Genomic DNA, 20,642 nt, shown 5'->3' with positions numbered 1-20,642 from the left:
GGCGGGCGGCGCGCGGCGGATCCCCTCGCCGCGCGTGCAGGCGGGCGCTACGCGCGCGCCTGCGCAATGGCGGCGTCGATGGCGCCAGCCACGCGTTCAGTCAATTGGTCCAGTTCGTCGTCGGAAATGATGAAGGGCGGAGCCAGCAACACATGGTCGCCCTGGCGGCCATCGATGGTCCCGCCCATCGGGTAGACCATCAGGCCGCGGGCCATGGCTTCGCGCTTGATCCGCGCATGCAGCGTCAAGGCGGGGTCGAATGTCTGCTTCGTGCCACGGTCCTGCACCAGTTCGATGCCCATGAAGAGGCCGCGGCCGCGGATGTCGCCCACATGCGGGTGTTCGCCCAGGGCGTGTTCCAGCCGCTGGCGCAAGCCCGCACCCTGTTCGCGCACCCGCGCCAGCAGGTTGTCGCGCCGGATGACGTCCTGCACGGCAAGCGAAGCGGCGCAGGCGATAGCGTGACCCAGATAGGTATGGCCATGCTGGAAGAAGCCGCTGCCTTGCTGCATGGCGTCCACGATGCGCTGTTGCGCCATCACGGCGCCAATCGGCTGGTATCCGCCGCCCAGGCCCTTGGCGATGGTGATCAGGTCGGGGACGATGCCTTCCTGCTCCACGGCGTAGAGCGTGCCGGTTCGGCCCATGCCGCACATCACTTCATCGGCGATCAGCAGCACGCCGTGGCGGTCGCACACCTCGCGGATCCGGCGGAAATAGCCAGGCACGGCGGTCACGGCGCCCGACGTGGCGCCCACCACTGGCTCGGCTACGAAAGCCATCACCGTGCCGGCGCCCAGTTTTTCAAAGGTCTGGTCCAGTTCGTCGGCCAGGCGCTTGCCGTATTGCTCGGCGCTTTCGTCAGGGCGCTGGTCGCGGTAGGCGTAGCAGGGCGAGACGTGTTCGACGTCGATCAGCAGCGGCGCGAATTGCGCACGGCGCCAGGCATTGCCGCCCACCGCCAATGCACCCAGCGTGTTGCCGTGGTAGCTCTGACGCCGCGCCACGATATGACGGCGTTCCGGCTGGCCGGTTTCCACAAAGTACTGGCGCGCCATCTTCAACGCCGCTTCCACGGCTTCGGAGCCGCCCGACACGAAATAGGCGTGTGAAATGCCCTCGGGTGCGTCGGCCACCAGTCGGTCGGCCAACTGCTCGGCGACTTCGGTCGTGAAAAAGCTGGTGTGGGCGTAAGCCAGCGCGTCGATCTGCGCGTGCATCGCGGCCTGGATGTCGGGGTGATTGTGGCCCAGGCACGAAACCGCCGCGCCGCCTGATCCGTCGAGATAGGCGCGGCCGGCGCTGTCGTGGATCCACACGCCCTGGCCGTGTACGGCGACAGGCGGCGTCTGGCGTAAAGAACGATGCAGGACGTGGGTTCGGCTCATGGCATTTCCGTGATGCGTGGGAGAGGGAGGGGGTAGAAGGGCGGTCAGCCCGGCCGGCGCGAGGCGGGCGCGGTCCAGTAGACGTTGTCGGTACGAAGTCGTGCTTCGACTTCCGTCAGGCGATTCAGGACGTCGGCGCCGCCGCGGGCCGTCAGGCGCGCAATCAGGTGTTCGGCCAGGCCCAGTAGGCCTGCGGTGGTGTGGAAGAACGACCCCGGCCCATGCCGCGCGGGCCGCGCCTGGACGCCGTCGCGGTCGGGCGGCGCAAAGCGCAGCGTGTGCCGGGCCTCGACGGCCAACGGCGACAGCGGGTCGTCGGTCAGCGCAATCAGCGCGACACCGTGCTGGGCGGCCTGGCGGGCCAATTGCACCGTGGCCGTGGGGTAGGGCGCCTGCGAGATGACGATCAGCGCGTCGCCGGCGTCCAGGTTGTCGGCCTGTTCGGCGGGCGCGCCGCCCAGGCCGTCGATGAGCACGCTGTTGCGGCGCACCAGCTGATACGCGTAGCGCATCTGGAACGCGATGCCAAACGCCGACCGGGTTCCCAGGAAACCGACCTGGCGCGCATTCAGCAGGGTCTGCACGGCGGCGTCGAATGCGCCCGGCGGATTCAAGGTGCAAACCGAACTCATGGCCTGAATCTGGTAGTCGGTCAGTACGTCGTGGCCGGGGGCGTCGGGCGAATCCGGGGCGTCGGCGGCGGCTTGCAGGGCGGCGGCGCGGTCGCGCAGCCCGGGGTTGCCCGCGCCGGCAAGCGCCTGTTGGAACGGTTGCCGGAAATCCTCGTAACTGGCATAGCCGATTGCCCGCGCCAGCCGCAACATGGTGGCGGGCGCCACGCCCAGCGCCTGGGCCTGGCGGCGCATGGACCACAAGCCGACTTCGGCGGGGTGTGCCACGACCCAGTGCGCCGCGCGTTGCAGCTCGGGCGGCAGCGACTCCAGTTTTTCCTGCAGCGTCTGGGCGATGTGAGGGGGCAGGGGCATGGCTTTCGATGTCATAAAAAACAAATGATAAATCCTGTTCTTTTAAAAAAACATATGTTTTATATCGGGATTTACACTAAGAGGCGCGATGGGTGCCAGCCCGGGGGAAGCCACGTCAAGTCCGGCAATCCTGCGGTCATCTTCTGCAATTCCGTGTTTATTTATTTACATCATGCAGGGCGATTTTTGTTTGACTCGAATAAATCGTGCGCATATCATTCGTGTAGAAATCAATTTGACCGAACCCTTATTTCCATGAACAGCCCCGCGCATTCCGATCCGACACAGCAGTACGACCTGCGCATCTTGCGAGCCCTGCGCCGCATTACGCGTTCGATCGCACTGCACTCGCGCCAGTTGTCCGCGGTCAGCCACATCACCGCGCCCCAACTGATGTGCTTGCGCACGGTGATGGCCAACGGCCCGATGACGGCCACCGCCATCAGCCGCGAGATGCACGTCAGCCCGAGCACGGTGGTCGGCATCCTGGATCGCCTGGAAGACAAAGGGTTCATCCGCCGGGAACGCGGGCGTGAAGACCGCCGCATCGTCTTTGTCACGGCCACCGACGCCGGCCGGGAATTGGCGCAGGGCGCGCCGTCGCCGCTGCAGAAGCATCTGGCTGACGCACTGAACGCCTTGCCGGAACTCGAGCAAGCCACGATCACGTTGTCGCTGGAACGCATCGTGGCGCTGATGGAGCAGGAAGGCCAGGCAGTCGCCGCGGAAGCGCACAGCGATGTGTCGTCGCCCATCCTTGAAGTGCCCACGGGCGGGGCACCCCCAGAATCGGGAATCGTTGCATGAAGACAGTCGAACTGGATACACCTACTCTCTCAAGTGCCGTGGCGCCGGCGGTTGGCGCGCAGACCCATACGATGCGTCTGCCCCACCGCAAAGACGGCGCCGCCATCCACCGCCTCATTGCCGAGTGCCCGCCACTCGACCTGAATTCCCTCTATGCCTATTTGCTCCTTTGCGAGCAATTCAGCGACACCTGCGTCATCGCCGAAAGTGCCGGCGGACGTATCGACGGTTTTATCTCCGCTTATGTGATCCCGGCCCGGCCCGACGTGTTGTTCGTCTGGCAGGTCGCGGTGCACGCCCGCGCACGCGGCCACCGGTTGGGCCGCGCCATGCTTCGCGAACTCTTGCAACGCAAGCAGCTCGCGCATGTTCGTCATCTTGAAACCACGGTGGGGCCTGACAACCAGGCATCGCGCCGCAGCTTCACCGGCCTGGCCGGCGAGCTCGGCGCCCACGTTTCCGAGCAGCCGTTCTTCGACCGGCAACTTTTTGGAGGCGCGGACCATGAAGACGAGATGCTGTTGAGGATAGGCCCGTTCGCATTGCCCGCCCCATAGGGCGGCGCAACCCCAACGGACTTATCGAAATACCGGGATGGCTTTGCCGATCCGAATGCGTCCACGCATCCGGAGGGACGCTGGCCGTCTATCGACTTATGAGATGAAAAGGGAGGATTAATCATATGGACTTGAAAATCTTTGACCGGATGGAATCAGAGGTGCGGGGCTACATTCGGTCGTTTCCCGTGATATTCAGCCAGGCCCGAGGCTCGACGCTGATTGACGAAGAAGGCACCGAGTACATCGATTTCTTCAGCGGCGCCGGCACGCTGAACTATGGCCACAACAATCCTGTTCTCAAGGAAAAGCTGCTGGAGTACGTGCAGTCGGACGGCGTCGTCCATGGCCTGGACATGGCCACCAGCGCGAAGAAGCGTTTCCTGGAGACGGTGGATCGCGTGTTGCTCAAGCCTCGCAACTGGCAGTACACGTTGCAGTTCACGGGCCCCACCGGCACCAACGCCGTGGAAGCCGCGCTGAAGATCGCGCGCCAGGTCAAGGGCCGTCCCAATGTGATTTCGTTTACCCATGGATTCCATGGCGTCAGCGGCGGTTCGCTGGCCGTAACGGCCAACATGAAGTTCCGCGAGGCCTCCGGCTACGCGCTGGGTAACACGACGTTCATGCCCTATGACGGCTACTTCGGTCCGGACGTGGACACCATGGCGTATCTGGAACGCATGCTGGAAGATCCCAGCAGCGGCATGGACAAGCCGGCCGCCGTCATCGTGGAAACGGTGCAGGGCGAGGGCGGCGTCAACGTGGCGACGTTGCGCTGGCTGAAAGAGCTGGACAAGCTATGCAAGCGCCACGACATGCTGCTGATCGTGGACGATATCCAGGTTGGCTGCGGCCGTACCGGCACGTTCTTCAGCTTCGAGGCCGCCGGCATCCGTCCGGACATCATCACCCTGTCGAAGTCGCTGTCTGGTTTCGGACTGCCGATGTCGCTGGTGCTGATGAAGCCCGAACTGGACATCTGGAAGCCGGGCGCGCACAGCGGCACCTTCCGCGGCAACAACCTGGCGTTCGTCACGGCGACGCAGGCGCTGGAAACCTATTGGGCCAACACGGCGTTCACCACCGAGATCCAGCGCAAAGAGCGCCAGGTCCGCGACTGGCTGGAGAACTTGGTCCACAGCTATCCCAATGCCGGTTTGTCGGTGCGTGGCCGTGGCCTGATCCAGGGCCTGGTGTGCAACGCCACGCCCGCCCTGGCCAACCGCATCGCGCAGAACGCTTTCAAGAAGGGCGTCGTCATCGAAACCTCGGGCGCGCACGATGAAGTGCTGAAGCTGCTGCCGGCGTTGACGATCGAGGAAGAGCTGCTGAGCAAGGGCCTGGACGTGATCGAGGCCAGCGTGGCCGAAGCGCTGGCAGAAGAGGGGCAGTCTGCCCGAATCCTGAAATTTGGAGGAAAACGCCAATGATCGTACGCAACGTCAAAGATGTGATCGGTACCGCCGATGAAGTCCGCACCGACACCTGGGTCAGCCGCCGCGTGCTGCTGAAGAAAGACGGAATGGGCTTTTCCTTCCACGAGACCACCATCTTCCCGGGCGGCCGTACCCACATCCACTACAAGAACCATCTTGAAGCGGTGTGGTGCATTGAAGGCGACGGTTCCATCGAGACCATCGCCGACGGCAAGAAGTACGACCTGGGTCCTGGCGTGGTCTATGCCCTGAATGAAAACGACGAGCACTGGCTGTGCGGTGGCAAGGAGCCGCTGCGCGTCATCTGCGTCTTCAATCCGCCGCTGACCGGCCAGGAAGTGCATGACAAAGAGGGCGTTTACGCCCTGCCTGAAGCCGAAGCCAAAGCGGCCTGAAACCAGACAAAGGAGGTTCGCATGATCTCACCTGCGCAGGATCCGTACGCCTCACGTACGGATCGAAGTTCCGCCATCATCGCCCGTCAGGACCCGGTGGTCTATGACGGCGGCAAGTACGCCAGCGCCCTGTCCGGCGAGCAAGTCGGACAGTACGAACGCGACGGTTTCCTTTTGCTGGAAAACCTGTTCTCGGAAGACGAGATCCGCGCATTGTCGACCGAGGTCGAGCGCATGACGCGCGATCCGTCTATCGTCCGGCGGGAAGAATCCATCACCGAGCCCGGCAGCAACGCCGTGCGCTCCATCTTCATGGTGCACGTGCTGAACCCCGTGCTGTCGCGCCTGGTGCGCGACCCCCGGCTGGTCAACGTGGCGCGCCAGATCCTCGGGTCCGAGGTCTATATTCACCAGTCGCGCGCCAACATGAAGCCGGGCTTCAAGGGCAAGGAGTTCTACTGGCACTCCGATTTCGAGACCTGGCATGTCGAAGACGGCATGCCGTCGATGCGCGCGCTCAGTTGCTCGGTGCTTTTGACCGACAACAATGAATGCAACGGCCCGCTGATGCTGGTGCCCGGTTCGCACCGGCAATTCATCTCGTGTGTCGGCGAGACGCCGAACGACCACTACAAGCAGTCGCTGAAAAAGCAGGAGTACGGCGTACCGGATCCGGTCAGCCTGCAGCTGCTGGTCGAGCAAGGCGGCATCCGCTCGATGACGGCGAAGGCCGGTTCGGTGGTGTTCTTCGACTGCAACACGATGCACGGCTCGAACAGCAATATCTCGCCGTGGCCGCGGGCCAACGTGTTCATGGTCTACAACAGCATGGAAAACACGTTGAATCCGCCCAAGTACGGGCTGACGCCGCGTCCCGAGCACATCGCGACGCGCAAGGGTTTCAAGGCCGTGACGCCGTTGGACACCTTGAAGCTGGTGGGCGGCTAGCCGACCTGCTGGCGGTGTCTTCCAAACCCGGGCCTGGCCCGGGTTTTTCCATGCCGGCGCGGGGAAGCGTGCCGCGAGGGAAATGGCCGCGCTGTCTGCTATTCTTTCGCGGACCCTTTCGCCGACTTTCGCCGACCTTCCGCCGCCATGTCCGCCCGTATCCTCAGCTTGCATATCTACCCCATCAAATCCTGCGCAGGCATCGACCTGACGGAGTCTTCCATCGACCGTGCCGGATTGGCGAACGACCGCCGCTGGATGCTGGTCGGGGACGACGGCCAGTTCATGACCCAGCGGCAATGGCCCGCGATGGCGTTGATCCGCACGGCGCTCACGGCCGACGCGTTGCGCCTGTCCGCGGCCGGCATGCCGGATCTGGATGTGCCATTTGACGAGTCCGGCCTTGAGCCGGGGTCGGAAACCGTGGCGGTCTGGAGCGACACCATTTCCGCCAGACGTGAAAGCGCTGCCGTCGGCCAATGGTTTTCGGACTTTCTCAAGACGCCTTGCCGTTTGCTGAAGGTGGATGCCGCCGCGCAGCGCAACGCCAAGCCTGACTGGGTGTCCCGCTGGGCCGACGCGCATCCCGACCTGGCAGAGGCTTTCACCGGCGAGCACCACTTCGGTTTCGCCGACGGATTCCCGTTGCTGATCGCCAACCAGGCGTCGCTTGACGACCTGAACGCCCGCTTGCAGGCCAAGGGCGTGGCGCCCGTGCCGATGGACCGTTTCCGGCCCAATATCGTGGTCGAGGGCGAATGGGAAGCCTTCGAGGAAGACCATACCGCCATGATCACGGCGGCCGGTGTCCGGATGGCGTTCGTCAAGCCGTGCACCCGGTGTTCGATCCCTGACATCGACCAGCGCACGGCTTTGCAGCATGACGAGCCTGGTCGCACGCTGGCGGGCTACCGGAACTTGGAGATCGGGGTGGTATTCGGCCAAAACGCCATTCTGGACGCGCCGGCTGGCGCTCGCCTGAAAGTCGGCGACGCGGTCGAGATCGAACTGGATTTCTAAACCGCGGCGGCAGCCTGGCCCCCCGAGGGCGTCTTCGGGGCGGCAAAAATTATAGAATACCCGGTTCCAACGGCAATACCGGATGCCGGGCATCACTTTAGCAACGCTTCGCGGACCGGGCCGCGAACCAGGATATTTCTATCATGCAACGCATCATGCTGCGGGCAAAGCTGCACCGCGTCACGGTCACCGAAGCCGACCTTCACTACGAAGGGTCTTGTGGCATCGACGAAGACCTGCTGGACGCTGCCGGCATGCGCGAGTTCGAACGCATCGAACTCTACAACGTCACCAACGGTGAACGTTTCGATACCTACATCATCAAGGCGGCCCGCGGCAGCGGCGCCATTTCGTTGAATGGCGCCGCGGCGCGCCGGGCCCAGGTCGGCGATTTGCTGATCATCTGCACCTACGGCCCCATGTCCGAAGAAGATTCCGCCACGCACAAGCCGCAAGTGGTATTGGTGGATGACGCGAATCGCGTCAAGGAAATCCGCAAGTTCCCGGCCTGACGCCGGGCCGGGCGCAGCGCCGCCTTCGGCCAAGCCGAACGACGCTGCGTCAACTCAGAACCGTTTCATCATGAGCTTCCAGGTCACCATCCAACCCAGCAAGCATCAATTCCCGGTCGAGCCCGGCCAGACCGTGCTCGACGGCGCCTTGGCGGCCGGCATCGTGCTGCCCTATAGCTGTCGCAACGGCGCGTGCTCCACCTGCAAGGGCAAAGTGGTGTCCGGGGAGTTCGATGCCGGGCAATATCCCGCCCAGATCCTGTCGCCGGAGGAATTGTCGGACGGCTACACGCTGTTCTGCCAGGCCCGTCCCGAGTCGGACATGGTGGTCGAGTCCACCGAGGTCCGCCTGGCCAGCGACATCCAGATTCGCAAGCTGCCGTCGCGCGTGCAGACGCTTGAGCGCGTGGCGCCCGACGTCACCGTCATCAAGCTGCAATTGCCCGCCTCGGAACAATTCCGCTATTACGCGGGGCAGTACATCGAGGTCATTCTGAAGGACGGCCGCCGCCGCAGTTATTCGATGGCCGGCGCGCCGCACACCGGCAGCCCGCTGGAACTGCATATTCGCCACATGCCGGGCGGACTGTTCACCGACCACGTTTTCGGTGCGGGCGACACGCAGATGAAAGAGCGCGAGATCCTGCGCCTGGAAGGGCCGTTCGGTTCGTTCTTCCTGCGCGAAGACAGCGACAAGCCGATTGTCCTGCTGGCCAGCGGCACGGGTTTCGCGCCGGTGAAGGCCATCGTGGAACACATGATCCACAAGAACATCAACCGTCCCGTCACCCTGTACTGGGGCGGGCGCCGTCCGCGCGACCTGTACATGGACGCGTTGGCGCAGTCCTGGTCGAGCCTGCTGCCGGGGTTCACCTATGTTCCGGTCGTGTCCAATGCGCTGCAGGAAGACGGATGGACGGGCCGCACCGGTTTCGTCCACGAGGCCGTCATGCAGGACATCGCCGACCTGTCCGGCCATCAGGTCTATGCCTGCGGCACGCCCCTCATGGTGGATGCCGCCCGGCGTGAATTCAGCACGCAGAACGGCCTGCCGCCCGAAGAGTTCTACGCGGACGCGTTCACGTCCGAAGCCGACCTGGCGAAAGCCGCGTCGTAACCGGAACGGCACAGGCACGGGGGGCGGAATTCACAAGCGGAAAAGCTTCGTGACTTCCGCCCCTTTTTACCGTCGGGCCGTCCCAAGGTAAAAACGCCCCCTTGGGGGGCAGCAAGCACGCAAAGCGTGCGCGGCGTGGGGGCTTTCTTTTAGACATAGGCGAAGGCAAATCGGCGGGGTAAACTGCCCTGGCAGCGGCTTGCCAGGGGGGCGGACATCGGGTCCGCGGACCGATTTGGCACGCAAGGAGCAATGCGGGCATGAAAGTAGCGGTATTGGGTAGCGGCATTATCGGAATCTCCAGCGCCTGGTGGCTAAGCCAGGCCGGCCATGACGTCGTGGTCATTGATCGCTGCACCGGTCCCGCGCAGGAAACCAGCCTGGCCAATGGCGCGCAGATCTCCGTGTCGTATGCCGAACCGTGGGCCAATCCGCAGGCTCCGTTCAAGCTGCTCAAATGGATGTTCCAGGACGACGCGCCGCTGCTATTCCGCCCGCAACTGGATTGGCGGCAATGGATGTGGGGCTTGTCCTTCCTGCGCGAATGCCTGCCCAGCCGCCTGGCGCCCAACATCCGCGCCATGGTCCGCATGGCGGAATACAGCCGAGCCACCCTGCGTGGCATGCGCGCTGATCTCGGCATCGAATACGACCACCTTGAACGCGGCATCCTGAATTTCTACCGGGACCCGCACGAATTCGAAAACTCCCAACGGGCCGCCGGGCTGATGCGCGATTTCGGCGTCGAGCGCCGTGTGGTCACGGCCGACGAGGTCATCGCCATCGAACCGGCCCTGGCGCCGCACCGGCAGACGATCGTCGGGGGCGACTACACGCCCGAAGACGAAAGTGGCGACGTGCATCTGTTCACGGTCGCACTGGCCGAACGATGCGTCCGCGCCGGCGTGGAATTTCGCTACAGCACGCGGGCCACGCGCCTGCTGACGCAGGGCGGCACCGTGCAAGGCGTTGAAATCATTGAACCTGATGGCCGATACGGCTCGGTCGCGGCCGACGCCTACGTCGTCGCCATGGGCAGTTTCAGCCCCAATATGCTGCGTCCGCTGGGCATCCCCTGCAACGTCTATCCGGCCAAGGGCTATTCCGCGACGTTCCCGGTGCTGAAGCCCGATGCCGCGCCCACGGTCAGCTTGACGGACAGCAGCCACAAAATCGTGTTCTCGCGCCTGGGCGACCGGCTGCGCATGGCTGGCACCGCAGAGCTCTCGGGATACTCCCGGGGCCTGAACACCAGCCGCTGCGAGGCCTTAACTCGCCTGGCGCAAGAACTCTTTCCCGACGCGCTCGATTTCGGGCGTGTCAGTTATTGGTCGGGCTTGCGCCCGTCCACTCCTTCGAATGTGCCCATCATCGGTCGTAGCCGTATCCCCAATTTGTATATCAATACGGGACACGGTACGCTCGGCTGGACGATGGGTGTTGGCTCGGGCCGGGCACTGGCCGATCTGCTCAGCGGACGGCGGCCAGAACCGGAATTCCCTTTTCTTGGTCTATGAACCTATGAAGAATCTGCAATTGGCGGGCGTTGCCCGCGCGATGTTCGCCAGCCGGCGTGCATGGGTATTCGGCGCCGCCATGGCAATGGCGGGCGTGGCGAATGCTGCTCCAGTCGAAATCCAGGTCTGGCACACACTGTCGGACGCGAACAAGGCCGAGTTCGAAAAACTGGCCAAGCAGTACAACAAAGAGCAGGACCAGGTCAGCGTCAAGCTGCGCGGATTCGCCTCGCAGGACGCGCTTGAGCAAGAGGCCGTCACGGCGGTCAAAGCGAAGAAAGCGCCCAATCTGGTCCAACTGACCGACAACCATTCGCCGGAAGTCGTGGCCCAGCACAAGGCCATCCTGCCGATGTACGAATTGCTGGCCAAGTACCCGATCAAGGACCTGAACTGGTTCGTGCCGGCTACCAGCAGCTTCACGCGCGACGGCAAAGGCCGCTTGCTCGCCTTCCCCTGGATGGCCGAAGTGCCCGTGATGTTCTACAACACCGCGGCCTACAAGAAGGCGGGTCTCGACCCCAACAATCCGGCGCGCACCTGGAATGGCTTGCAGGCCGAACTGCTGAAACTGCGCGACGTGGCGGACATCGATTGCCCCTACGCCTCCAGCGATCAGGTCACCGTCCACCTGGAGAACCTGGCGCCGATCAACGGCCAGCAGTTCACCAGCAATAACAACGGACTGGACGCCATCACCAAGAAGAGCGCGGCGCCTGCCATGCAGTTCGATACGCTCTACATGCGCCATATCTCGCTGATGGTCAGCTGGAAGCGTTCGCTGCTGTTCATGGCGCACACCGGCGACGCCTCGGCCGACAAGCTGTTCGCCAAGGGCGAGTGCGCGGTGCTGACCGCCAATTCCGGCGCTTTCGGCACGTTCCTGACCACCAAGTCGCTGTCGTTCGGCGTCGCGCCGGTGCCTTACTACGATCAAGCCACCAAGTCTGCCGGCCAGCCGTTCGTCAGCGGTTCCGCGCTGTGGGCGCTTGAAGGCCGTCCGCAAGCCGAAGAAAAGGCAACTGCGCAATTCCTGGCCTGGCTGTCCAAGCCGGTCGTCGCCGCCGAATGGCACCAGCGCACCGGTTTCTTGCCGCTTACCGAAGCGGCGTTCCGCGCGTCGGACGTGTCGTTCTATAAGAGCATCCCGGGCGCGCAAGCCGTGATTGCTTCGATGAGCTCGCGTCCCGCCAGCAATAGCCGCGGCTTCCGCATGGCGAACTACACCCGCATCGAACCCGTGCTGAACCAGCAACTGAACGATGCCTTCGAAGGCAAGGTGCCGCCCGTGTCGGCGCTGAACAACGCCGCGACGCAGGCACGCAGCATCGCCGCGCAGCGTTGATCCTCCAGGCCTGAGCCGGCGGTGCTGACGCCCGCCGGTTCCACCGCAAGAACCCGGTCCCAGGACCGGGTTTTTTTTTGGCCGTCTATCGCGCCTTCGCGCGAGGGGCGGATCAAAGCATCCATGCGTACATGCCAGTCTGGCGGCGCGCCAACCCCTCGTCCACCATGCCGTTCATGCGTACCGCTTCCGGTGCGCCCTTTGCTTGCGGTGAGGCATGGTTCGAATTCTCTTCCTGTTGGCAAGCCTGTCCAGCCTGGGCGCTTGCACAAGCTGGCCGGCCAAAGGCGGCCCTGGCGCGTCGTGGCAGGCGGCCGAGCCTGCTGCTGGCGGTTTCCGGTTTGACTGGCGCCTGTCAGGGGACCCCGCCGTCGCGCCTGTCCAGGTGTTCGATAACGGCCGGGAAGTCTGGATGCAATTCGCGCCCGGCCAGGCCTTGCCCGCGGTGTTCGGCGTACGCGGAGATGGCGAACATGCCTTGCCCTATGTGCGCCGCGACCCGTATGTGGTGGTCAAGGGCGAGTGGGGAGTCTTGCGCTTTCGAGGCGGGCGTTTGGCGGCCAGGGCAGAGCGCGAGGACGACATGGCCCGCATCGCGGACGCATCGGTGCACGCGGTACCGCTGGCGGCGCCGGGCGTCGGGGCCCTGGCGGCCGATGGGCCGTTGGCGGTGGGCGGGCGGTTAACGGTTGAGGCCCCGGCCGTCGCAGCCGCCCCGGCATTGGTCCTTCCGCCACTGCCCACCGCGCCAAAGGCTACGTATCGTGCCGCCCCGCCGGACGCCACGCTTCGGGCGGTGCTGGCGCGTTGGGCAGACGGTTCGGGCTGGACATTCCAACCGCAGCATTGGGCGGTAGACGTCGACATTCCGTTGTCCGCGTCCGCGGATTTTCCGGGCGACTTCAAATCCGCCGTCCGCGACCTGCTAGCCGCCACCGAACTGGCCGAAAAACCGTTGCAACCGTGCTTCTACGGCAACCAGGTGCTGCGCGTCGTGCCGCTCGCCCAATCCTGCTCACGCACGGCATCGCCGCAAGGAGGCGGGGCATGACGATCAAACAGATGATGTGCGTGGTGGCGTGCGGGGTGCTGGGCGGTTGCACTACATCGCAGCAGGTGACGACCCTGAACCGGGCTGCCAATGAGCGGCAGGCGGTGCTGGCGAATCGCCATCAGGCTTTCGCCGAGGGTTTGTCGGACAGACAGGCGCGCATCGCCGCGCAGGACGTCGCCGCGCCGTGGATAGCCGGCAAACCGCAGCCGCTGGCGCGTGCCGTGTCGCTACCGCCAGCGCTGCGCGAGAACGTGCCGACCACGCTGATGCTCGCCGACGAGGCCGACCTGCCCGCAATGGCCCAGCGCCTGGGCGCCGCCACCGGCATTCCGGTTCGGGTGCGCCCCGACGCCTTGCTTCCGCTTGAACAGTTCCTGCCGCGCCTCGCCGTGGACACCGGGCTGTCGGTGCCGTCTGCCGTCCGCTTCGAGGTGCGCGACGGGCCCTTGCCGCTTGCGGATCTCCTGGATGCGCTGGCCGCCCGGTTCTCGGTGCATTGGCGCTACGTGCGCGACGCGCTTGAGTTCTATCGCACCGAAACCCGGGTATTCGACGTGCGCGCGCTGTCGCTTGCCAGCACGGTCGATGTGCGTTTGGGCCGGTCCGGCAGCGCAGAGGGGGAGGGGTTCGAAAGCACGTCCAACACCACCCTGTCCGCGAAGGAACACAACGCGTTGGCCGTTCTGCGCGCCAGCATCATCCCGTTCCTGACCCGGTCGGGCCTGGTGGCGGACGCGGTGGACGGCGCATCGTCGCTGGTGGTCACCGACACGCCCGAGGCGCTGGAGCGCGTTGCGCACTATCTGGACCGCGAGAACAAGGCGTTGACGCGCCGCGTCCGGCTGGTCTTCGAGGAAATCACCGTCATCGTCAGGCAATCGGCGTCCGGCGGCATGGACTGGAACGCGCTTTACGCCGCGGCAAGCAGTTCGGCGCGCATGGCTTTTCCTGCGGCGGCACCCATCGGGGCGGGCCTGCTCGAAGCTGGCGTGAGCCAGGGGCCGTTCGACGGCTCGCGCGCGGTCGTCTCGGCGCTAAGCACGATGGGCGCGATCGTGCGGCATCGCAAAGTGCCTGTCCTGACCTTGAACCGCCGGCCGGTCACCCATGCAATCCGCACCACGTTCTCGTATATCGACCGGGTGCAAAGCACAGCCGTTCCGGGGACGACGGCGGGTGGGGCGAACGGGTCGTTGCCCGCGGTATCCATCAGCCAGAAGGAAGAAACCGTGGGCTCTTTCCTGACGCTGTTGCCGGACATCCAGGAAGACGGCCAGATTCTCCTGTCCGTTGCCTACGACAACGCGGTTGCACAACCGCTGAAGACCATCACTTTTGGAGAGCGCGGCAACCAGGTACAGGTCCAGCAGATCACGATCGACGGCAACGGCACCGTCCAGCAAATCGAATTGCGGCCGGGCCAACCCGTCATCCTGTCCGGCTTCGACCGTAGCCAGGACGAGCACGATCGCCAGCGCCTGGCGCCGGGTCTACCACTGGTTACGGGCGGACAAGACAGCGCCGCCCAGGAACGCGAGACCACGCTGGTGCTGGTCACGGCGCAGGTCGAAGAAGGGTACTGAGGCCGCGCCATGAACCGAGCTCCCCATTTCCTCCTGCTCGATTGCGCGGGTGCAGACCGCAAGCTGGCGTTCGGCTTGCGCTGGCTGGTGTTGATTGGCTCCGACGTGTCCAGATTGGCTCGCGCCCGTGGACGGCGGTTGCGGGCGACCCATGTCGTCGTCGGCGGGTCGCCGGCCACCGTGGCGGGCTATGGCAGGCTGCGCTCAACCTGGCGACGTCCTCCGCAGGCGACGGCGTCGCGTCGTGGCAGGACGCCTCATATCCAGGCTGCGGCGCAACTCTATGCCTTGTTGTACCCAGAGGGCGGCCTTTGCCTGCTACCGCTTCCAGAAGGGCGTTATTGGCTGGTCGCGGCGCAAGAAGGCTCGGTGCTGTCGCAGGCTGACAAGCTGTTCGATTCACACAGCGAAGCGCTGCATGCGCAGGCGCGCTTGCGGGAACAGCGCCCCGCCTTGGAAGTGCATGATGCCGATTTGGTATGGGCGGCGTTGTCGCAGGCCGTGGAATCCGGCGCGCGGTTGAACGTGCTGCCGTCCCGTTGGGCCGCCATGCCGCTTGCCCTGCGCCTGTTCCTGATATGCGTGGGGCTATCCGCCGCCGCGCCGCCGCTATGGCATGGCCTGTCGGCGCGGGTCTTCCCACGCAAATTGGAAGCGCCTGCGCAGAAGGCGGCAGACCAGCTGGACCCCTATCTGGCGATGCTGGAAGGCACGCCCGCGCATGTGCCCACCGATCTTTCCGGTTTGCTGCGTGCAGTGGGAAAGCTCCCCATTCAGGTGCAAGGGTGGGCGCTACGCCACGCGCAGTGCGATGCCGGCCAGAAGGCCTGGAGTTGTTCGGCGCGCTATGCGCGGGCACATCCACTTGCCACGAATCAATTGCTGCATGCACGGCTACCCGAAGGGTGGCAGGTGGCATTCAAGCCACTGGACGCCGCCACGCTGTCTTGGCGCGTGGCGGCCGACGGCGTGCCCTTGGCTCGGTTGACGTTGCCGACCGCGCTGCGCGTGGATACCGAGCTGGTCGCGGCGCTGCAGCGGTTGCAGCCGGCGTTTGCTTCCGTCGCGTTGGATCCGGCCGTGGCCATGCCGCTGCCTCCGTCTCTGGCGATGGAGCCGCCTGCGCCTTCCGTGGTGACCCGCCCGACTGTCCGGCGCCGTGCGTTGCGCTTGTCCGGGCCATTGCGTTCCTTCGCGTTATTGCCCGGCGTCCTTCCCGCAGTGCGCTGGTCGCGCCTGACGCTGGATGTGCAGCCACAACCCCAGCCCAGCCTGGTCGCCAGCACGCTGGTCGCCGAATTGCATGGAGAACTGTATGAGCAGGAATAGGTTTGTACCGGGGCGCGCGGCGTTCTATGTCGGCATCGCATGGGTCTTGGCCGCGGGAGCCGCCGCCGCGTCCGCACCGTCGGCGCACGATTCGCCGTCGCCCGACGAGGCGCACGCGTGGCCCGAGGTCGAGACGGTGCGCACGCTGCTGCGCGCCGATGCCGCAGCCGCCCTGGCCGATTGCCGGATGCCCGGCATTTGCCAATCCGGCCCGGCGCCTATCGCCTCGACCGAAACCAGCATCCGGCCGCCAGACGAAATCCGCGTGGCCGCGATCTTCGGCGTCGCCCGGCGTCTGAGCGCCGACGTGGTCGTCAACGGCGCCCTGCTGCGCTATCAGGCGGGCCGCGCGGCGCCCGTCACGGGGGCCGTTTCGGCAACCGCGGCCGGCTACCAATTGCTGGCCATCGAAGGCGCTTGCGTGCGCTTGCGCAGGAACTCCAAGATTCACACCGCCTGCTTAAGCGCCGAGAGGGCCGGGCCATGAATCGCGTCCCGACGCCCGCGCCGGCATCGCTGCCGCGCGAACTGCACTCCGCCGACGACATCTTCGGCCTGGCCCCGGCCTTTTCCCGGGCGTTAAGCCGGGAATTCGATCTGGCCTCGTTGGCCGGCCGGCTGTGTCCCGTGCTGCTGGAAAGCGGCGATGCCGTCATCTTCGCCGTCAAGGAATACCTCCAGGGCGATCCCATCGACGAGGTCGAGCGGTTGGTGCGCGCGGGGGGATACCGGCTGGCCCAGCCGGCCCGTTACGCGCTGCCGGCGCCCTTGCTGCTGATGGTCTCGCGCGGGCAATTGACGGCAGCGAGCCGCGGCCCGCGAGGCGGCGGCAGGCAAGCCGAACGTGCGTCCGCCCTTGCCGCGCTCTTCCTGGATATCGTGCGCTGGGGCGTGTCCCAAGGCGCGAGCGATGTGCACATCAACGTGAACCGGCGTCACCAGGCCTGCGACATCCGCTACACCATCAACGGGGAATACGTTGCCACCGAGCGGTTTTCCGGCTTGTCCAATGCGACATTGCTGGAAGTGCTGGCGGTGGCATGGATGGATGTGCGCGGCGGCAATGGCGCCGTGTTTGATCCTGCGCTGGAACAGCAGGGGCGTATCGCGCTGACGGTGGACGCCGCACCGCTGGTGCTCCGGTGGGCATCGCTGGCCACGGATGCGGGGCCGTCGGTCTGCCTGCGCATCCTGCGCCTGGATGCCACGGCCGATGGCGACTTGCACGCGCTGGGGTATCTGCCTGCCCAGATCGAAACCCTGCTGCGCGCCCGTGAGCGCGAAGGGGGCGCCATCGTGCTGGCGGGCGTCGTCGGATCGGGAAAGTCCACCACTATCGCGACGTTGATGCGCGGCATTGCCGCCACCCGCAAGGTCATCACGCTGGAGGACCCGGTCGAATACGTCATCGCCAACGCCTTGCAAAATACGCTGGGCAGCGCCTTGGCCGAATCCGCCTGGCCGGCGTTTGACGCCAAGCTCAAGACCATCAAGCGCTCGGCCATGAACGATCTGCTGATCGGTGAAATCCGCGATGTCGACACCGGTCGCGCCTTCATGGATCTTGCGGGTTCGGGCGTCAGCCTGTACGCCACGACACATGCGGGTTCCGCGGCGCTGATCCCCGAACGCCTGGCGTCGGACGCGATTGGCGTATCGCGCGATTTTCTTGCGACGCCGGGCATTCTGAAGCTGCTCGTCTACCAGACGCTATTGCCTCGCTTATGCGCGGCATGCGCATTGCCGCTGGAAAGCTTGTGGCGAGGGCGCTCGCAACATCCGGATGCGGTGCCGGACTGGCAGGCCTGGGCCGTCGGGATGCAGCGGACGTACCGGCTGGAACCCCAGGCGGCCAGGGTCAGGAACACGGTGGGGTGCGGCGCGTGCCGCAGGCCCCAATTACCGGAGCTCAATGGCATCGCAGGGCGCAGCGTCGCGGCGGAGCTGATCGAACCCGACCGCGTGGAAGGGTTTCTGGAGCGTGTGCGCCTACGCGACAATCTTGGCCTGGCGCGAAGCGCGCAAGCGATGGGTGCCGGCGCAGCGGGAAGCGATGCAACCGGGCACGGCATACGAGCCCTGGACTGCGCCCTGCACAAAGTGAACGCGGGGGAAGTCGATCCCAGGGCGTTGCTGCGCCGATTCGACCTCCTGATCTCGCCGCATGCCTGGCGTGCAGCATCCGCCCGTACCGGCACCGGGCAAAAGGCGCGCGCATGATCCGCCTTTTGCCTCGCCTTGATGCGCTGCGCTTCCGGTCCGGGCGCGCGGACTACTACGAGTATCTGGCGGACCTGGTCGAAGGCACGCAGGGACGCAAAAGCCTGCGCGATATTTTCGCGGACGATGCGCGCCGTTATGGGCTACGCACCGTGCGCGGGCGCCTGTCGCATTACTGGGCCGGCGCTTATCCGGAAGCGGGCGGCGACCTTGGCGTCGCGTGGTCCGGCACGCTGCCCTCCGAAGAATGTCTGCTGCTGACTTGCGTCCAGGAAGAAGGCGGCGATCTTGCCGAGGCGTTGCGCGACCTGGCTCGCGCGGTGCGGCTGGGTGGGGACGCCTGGATGGCCCTGGTGTCGGCAGCGGCAGCCGGCGTGGCCGCTACGGCGGTCGCCCTTGCTCTGTTGTGCGCCATTCCGTTCTTCAGCGTGCCGCGTCTGCAGCAGGTCTTCCAGATGGTGCCGGTGGAAGACTACGGGCGCCTGACACGCGGATTGTTCGCCTTGGCCCAGGTGCTGCGGCAATGGCTGCTGCTGTGGCTGGTGCTTGGCGTCGGTATCGCGCTGCTGAGCTTGTGGTCGCTGCCTAACGTCGCGGGGGCATTCCGGGCCGGACTCGACCGCTGGCTGCTATGGCGGTTGTACCGCGATTTTCAAGCCATCCGCTTCCTCTGCCTGCTATCAGTGCTGGTTCGGCAGCACGGCGCCGCCGATACCCGACTGCGCCACGCGCTGGCGGTCCAGTCCCGGCATGCGCGGCCATGGATGCACGCGCACCTCCAATCCATGTTGGGCCGTCTCGACGGCGGCGCCATTGGCCCCGAGATATTCAGCACGGGGCTGCTGGATGACGAAACGTGGTGGTACATGGCCGACATGACGGATGCGTTGGGGTTGGAGACCGGTCTGGCGCGGGTCCGCGAACGCGTTGAATCGCGGCTGCTGGCAAGGGTGCGGCGGCAGGCTGCCGCGCTGCGCTGGGCGCTTCTCATCGCATCGCTGGCAACCGTGTTGGGCGTCACGCTTTGGCACTACGCCGTCATCGACGAACTGCGCCGGGCGCTCACCAATTTTTATGCAAGCCAATAGCTTGCCGCGCGCTGCCGCATCGCCGGATGCCAGCGCGCATGCGTGTCCCATTCATTCAACGGAGGGTTTGATGCAACAGGTTTTGAAGTTTCAATCCGGCGCAAAGCGCCAGCGCGGATTTTCCTTGATGGAAGTGTCGATCGTGACGGCCATCGTCTTACTGATCGCGATCGTTGGAATCCCCGCGATCGGGGCTTATGTCATCGAAAACAAGGTGCCCAAAGTCGGCGAAGAGCTTCAACGCTTCATCGCCAGCATGAAGATCAACGCCCAGGGCGGAGGCGTCACGCCTTATACGGGGCTGGATACCGGGGCCATGGCCAACGCGCTGCGCGATTCCAGCGTGCTGGCCGTTCAGGGCAGCGGGGCGTCGGCGCGTATCGTGCACGGACTGGGCGGCAGCGGAACCGGCCGCAATGGCATTGTCGAAGTGGTTGCCACCGCCCTGGGCGGCGCCGGGCTCGGCTCCGCGTTCACGGTTACGCTCACGAACGTCAGCCATGCGGCCTGCCCGGCGCTGGCTTCCGTATTGCAGCGGGTCTCCGAGACGATATCCATCGGCGGCAATTCCGGCGCCAAGATCGTGAAAGACGCGCTTGCCACGCCTCCTGTGCCGTACCGGGCCGCATTGGCCCAGGCCCAATGCAGCCAAGGCGAGGTCAACACTTTCGCCTTCACCGCGAAATGAGGCGCTGCTCCGTGCCGGAACACGCGGCTGGTGGCCGCGGCCGTCAGCGCGGGTTTTCGCTGGCAGGCTTGGCGTTGGCGCTGGCATTGATTTCCTTGACGGCGATTTGGGCTTCCAATCAACTTGTCCATCGGATCGAGGATGCGGCGGCGCGCTCCGCGGGGGTGTGGATGGCGCAGGTCCGGCAGGCGGCTGCCGGCATGCTGGCGCGGCATTTCGACGCGCTGGCCAAGGGGCAGATGCCCAGCGATGCCACGGGCGGGCCGCTGTTCGCGGATCCGCAATCCCCCACGGTGGCGGAGTTGCGCGCCTTGGCACACTTGCCGGCCGACTTCCCCGAACACTCGGCGCTAGGGTTTGGCGCGCAAATCCGGGTGCGGAAAGGAGAGGCCTGCCCTGGTGAACGGTGCAGGATCGACGCGCTGATCTACAGCGCCACGCCGCTATTGAAACGGGGGACGCGGTCGGCTGACCTGGTCGGCATCGCTTCCGTCATCGAGGCCGCAGGCGGCTATGGCGGGGCCGTCTGGCCCGACACCCCGCGGCAGGCTCGGGGGTCGGCATTCCGGTTCGAAAACCCGCTGATGCCAGACGCGCCCACGTATCCGCCCGGCACGCTGGCGCTGTGGGCGGGGGCGGGGGCCGAACT

The 20,642-nt window shown here is 65.4% G+C and carries 19 protein-coding genes and 1 pseudogene; 18 read left to right on the top strand and 2 right to left on the bottom strand.

The window, feature by feature from the left end:
- Positions 1-47 precede the first annotated feature (47 nt).
- Both CQ050_RS27475 and CQ050_RS27470 read right to left on the bottom strand, forming a co-directional pair.
- The gene (locus CQ050_RS27475; protein WP_105560003.1) at positions 48-1,388 is read right to left on the bottom strand and encodes an aspartate aminotransferase family protein; all 1,341 of its coding nucleotides are present in this window, start codon (positions 1,386-1,388) and stop codon (positions 48-50) included.
- 44 nt (positions 1,389-1,432) lie between these two features.
- Positions 1,433-2,374: a MurR/RpiR family transcriptional regulator gene (locus CQ050_RS27470; protein WP_105560002.1), complete on the bottom strand. Its 942-nt coding sequence runs from the start codon at positions 2,372-2,374 to the stop codon at positions 1,433-1,435.
- A gap of 255 nt (positions 2,375-2,629) precedes the next feature.
- Here CQ050_RS27470 and CQ050_RS27465 point away from each other — a divergent pair, with 255 nt between their 5' ends.
- The 18 genes and pseudogenes from CQ050_RS27465 to CQ050_RS27380 all read left to right on the top strand — a co-directional run.
- A complete protein-coding gene (locus CQ050_RS27465) occupies positions 2,630-3,181 on the top strand; it encodes a MarR family winged helix-turn-helix transcriptional regulator (protein WP_105560001.1) in 552 nt (183 codons plus the stop codon).
- Complete coding sequence (gene ectA / locus CQ050_RS27460) at positions 3,178-3,738, top strand: diaminobutyrate acetyltransferase (RefSeq protein ID WP_105560000.1); 561 nt, start codon at positions 3,178-3,180, stop codon at positions 3,736-3,738. The genes CQ050_RS27465 and ectA overlap by 4 nt, the downstream gene beginning before the upstream one ends.
- Before the next feature lie 125 nt (positions 3,739-3,863).
- Positions 3,864-5,171 carry a diaminobutyrate--2-oxoglutarate transaminase gene (gene ectB, locus CQ050_RS27455; RefSeq protein WP_105559999.1) on the top strand — a complete coding sequence of 436 codons (1,308 nt, stop codon included), beginning with the start codon at positions 3,864-3,866 and terminating at the stop codon, positions 5,169-5,171.
- Positions 5,168-5,572, top strand: a complete 405-nt coding sequence (locus tag CQ050_RS27450; protein ID WP_054427419.1) for an ectoine synthase — start codon at positions 5,168-5,170, stop codon at positions 5,570-5,572. Before ectB ends, CQ050_RS27450 begins: the two co-directional genes overlap by 4 nt.
- Before the next feature lie 21 nt (positions 5,573-5,593).
- Positions 5,594-6,520 carry an ectoine hydroxylase gene (gene thpD, locus CQ050_RS27445; RefSeq protein WP_105559998.1) on the top strand — a complete coding sequence of 309 codons (927 nt, stop codon included), beginning with the start codon at positions 5,594-5,596 and terminating at the stop codon, positions 6,518-6,520.
- A 147-nt stretch (positions 6,521-6,667) separates the two neighbouring features.
- Entirely contained in the window at positions 6,668-7,540 is an 873-nt protein-coding gene (locus tag CQ050_RS27440; RefSeq protein WP_105559997.1) for an MOSC domain-containing protein, read from the top strand.
- A 143-nt stretch (positions 7,541-7,683) separates the two neighbouring features.
- Positions 7,684-8,052 (top strand): aspartate 1-decarboxylase, encoded by a 369-nt coding sequence (gene panD / locus CQ050_RS27435; protein WP_050446262.1) that lies wholly within the window; start codon positions 7,684-7,686, stop codon positions 8,050-8,052.
- A 70-nt stretch (positions 8,053-8,122) separates the two neighbouring features.
- Positions 8,123-9,169: a CDP-6-deoxy-delta-3,4-glucoseen reductase gene (locus tag CQ050_RS27430; protein ID WP_105559996.1), complete on the top strand. Its 1,047-nt coding sequence runs from the start codon at positions 8,123-8,125 to the stop codon at positions 9,167-9,169.
- A gap of 260 nt (positions 9,170-9,429) precedes the next feature.
- Positions 9,430-10,686, top strand: a complete 1,257-nt coding sequence (locus tag CQ050_RS27425; RefSeq protein WP_105559995.1) for a D-amino acid dehydrogenase — start codon at positions 9,430-9,432, stop codon at positions 10,684-10,686.
- 4 nt (positions 10,687-10,690) lie between these two features.
- Complete coding sequence (locus CQ050_RS27420) at positions 10,691-12,031, top strand: extracellular solute-binding protein (RefSeq protein ID WP_105559994.1); 1,341 nt, start codon at positions 10,691-10,693, stop codon at positions 12,029-12,031.
- A gap of 217 nt (positions 12,032-12,248) precedes the next feature.
- The gene (locus tag CQ050_RS27415) at positions 12,249-13,082 is read left to right on the top strand and encodes a TcpQ domain-containing protein (RefSeq protein WP_105559993.1); all 834 of its coding nucleotides are present in this window, start codon (positions 12,249-12,251) and stop codon (positions 13,080-13,082) included.
- Positions 13,079-14,668, top strand: coding sequence for a hypothetical protein (locus CQ050_RS27410; RefSeq protein WP_105559992.1), 1,590 nt, complete (start codon positions 13,079-13,081; stop codon positions 14,666-14,668). Before CQ050_RS27415 ends, CQ050_RS27410 begins: the two co-directional genes overlap by 4 nt.
- A gap of 9 nt (positions 14,669-14,677) precedes the next feature.
- Complete coding sequence (locus CQ050_RS27405) at positions 14,678-15,997, top strand: type 4b pilus protein PilO2 (RefSeq protein ID WP_105559991.1); 1,320 nt, start codon at positions 14,678-14,680, stop codon at positions 15,995-15,997.
- On the top strand, positions 15,984-16,484 hold the full coding sequence (locus tag CQ050_RS27400; RefSeq protein WP_105559990.1) for a hypothetical protein: 501 nt from the start codon (positions 15,984-15,986) through the stop codon (positions 16,482-16,484). Before CQ050_RS27405 ends, CQ050_RS27400 begins: the two co-directional genes overlap by 14 nt.
- Positions 16,481-18,217 carry an ATPase, T2SS/T4P/T4SS family gene (locus CQ050_RS27395; RefSeq protein WP_105559989.1) on the top strand — a complete coding sequence of 579 codons (1,737 nt, stop codon included), beginning with the start codon at positions 16,481-16,483 and terminating at the stop codon, positions 18,215-18,217. The genes CQ050_RS27400 and CQ050_RS27395 overlap by 4 nt, the downstream gene beginning before the upstream one ends.
- The gene (locus CQ050_RS27390) at positions 18,214-19,305 is read left to right on the top strand and encodes a general secretion pathway protein (RefSeq protein ID WP_105559988.1); all 1,092 of its coding nucleotides are present in this window, start codon (positions 18,214-18,216) and stop codon (positions 19,303-19,305) included. Before CQ050_RS27395 ends, CQ050_RS27390 begins: the two co-directional genes overlap by 4 nt.
- Positions 19,306-19,375: 70 nt before the next feature.
- On the top strand, positions 19,376-19,993 hold the full coding sequence (locus CQ050_RS27385) for a type 4 pilus major pilin (RefSeq protein WP_105559987.1): 618 nt from the start codon (positions 19,376-19,378) through the stop codon (positions 19,991-19,993).
- An 11-nt stretch (positions 19,994-20,004) separates the two neighbouring features.
- Positions 20,005-20,642: pseudogene (locus CQ050_RS27380) on the top strand (prepilin); the annotation flags it as partial.

It is taken from the genome of Achromobacter sp. MYb9 (genome assembly GCF_002975275.1).
Lineage (GTDB): Bacteria > Pseudomonadota > Gammaproteobacteria > Burkholderiales > Burkholderiaceae_B > Achromobacter.
Note: the sequence above shows the minus strand (reverse complement) of the source record. Positions and strands in the feature narration are given on the sequence as shown.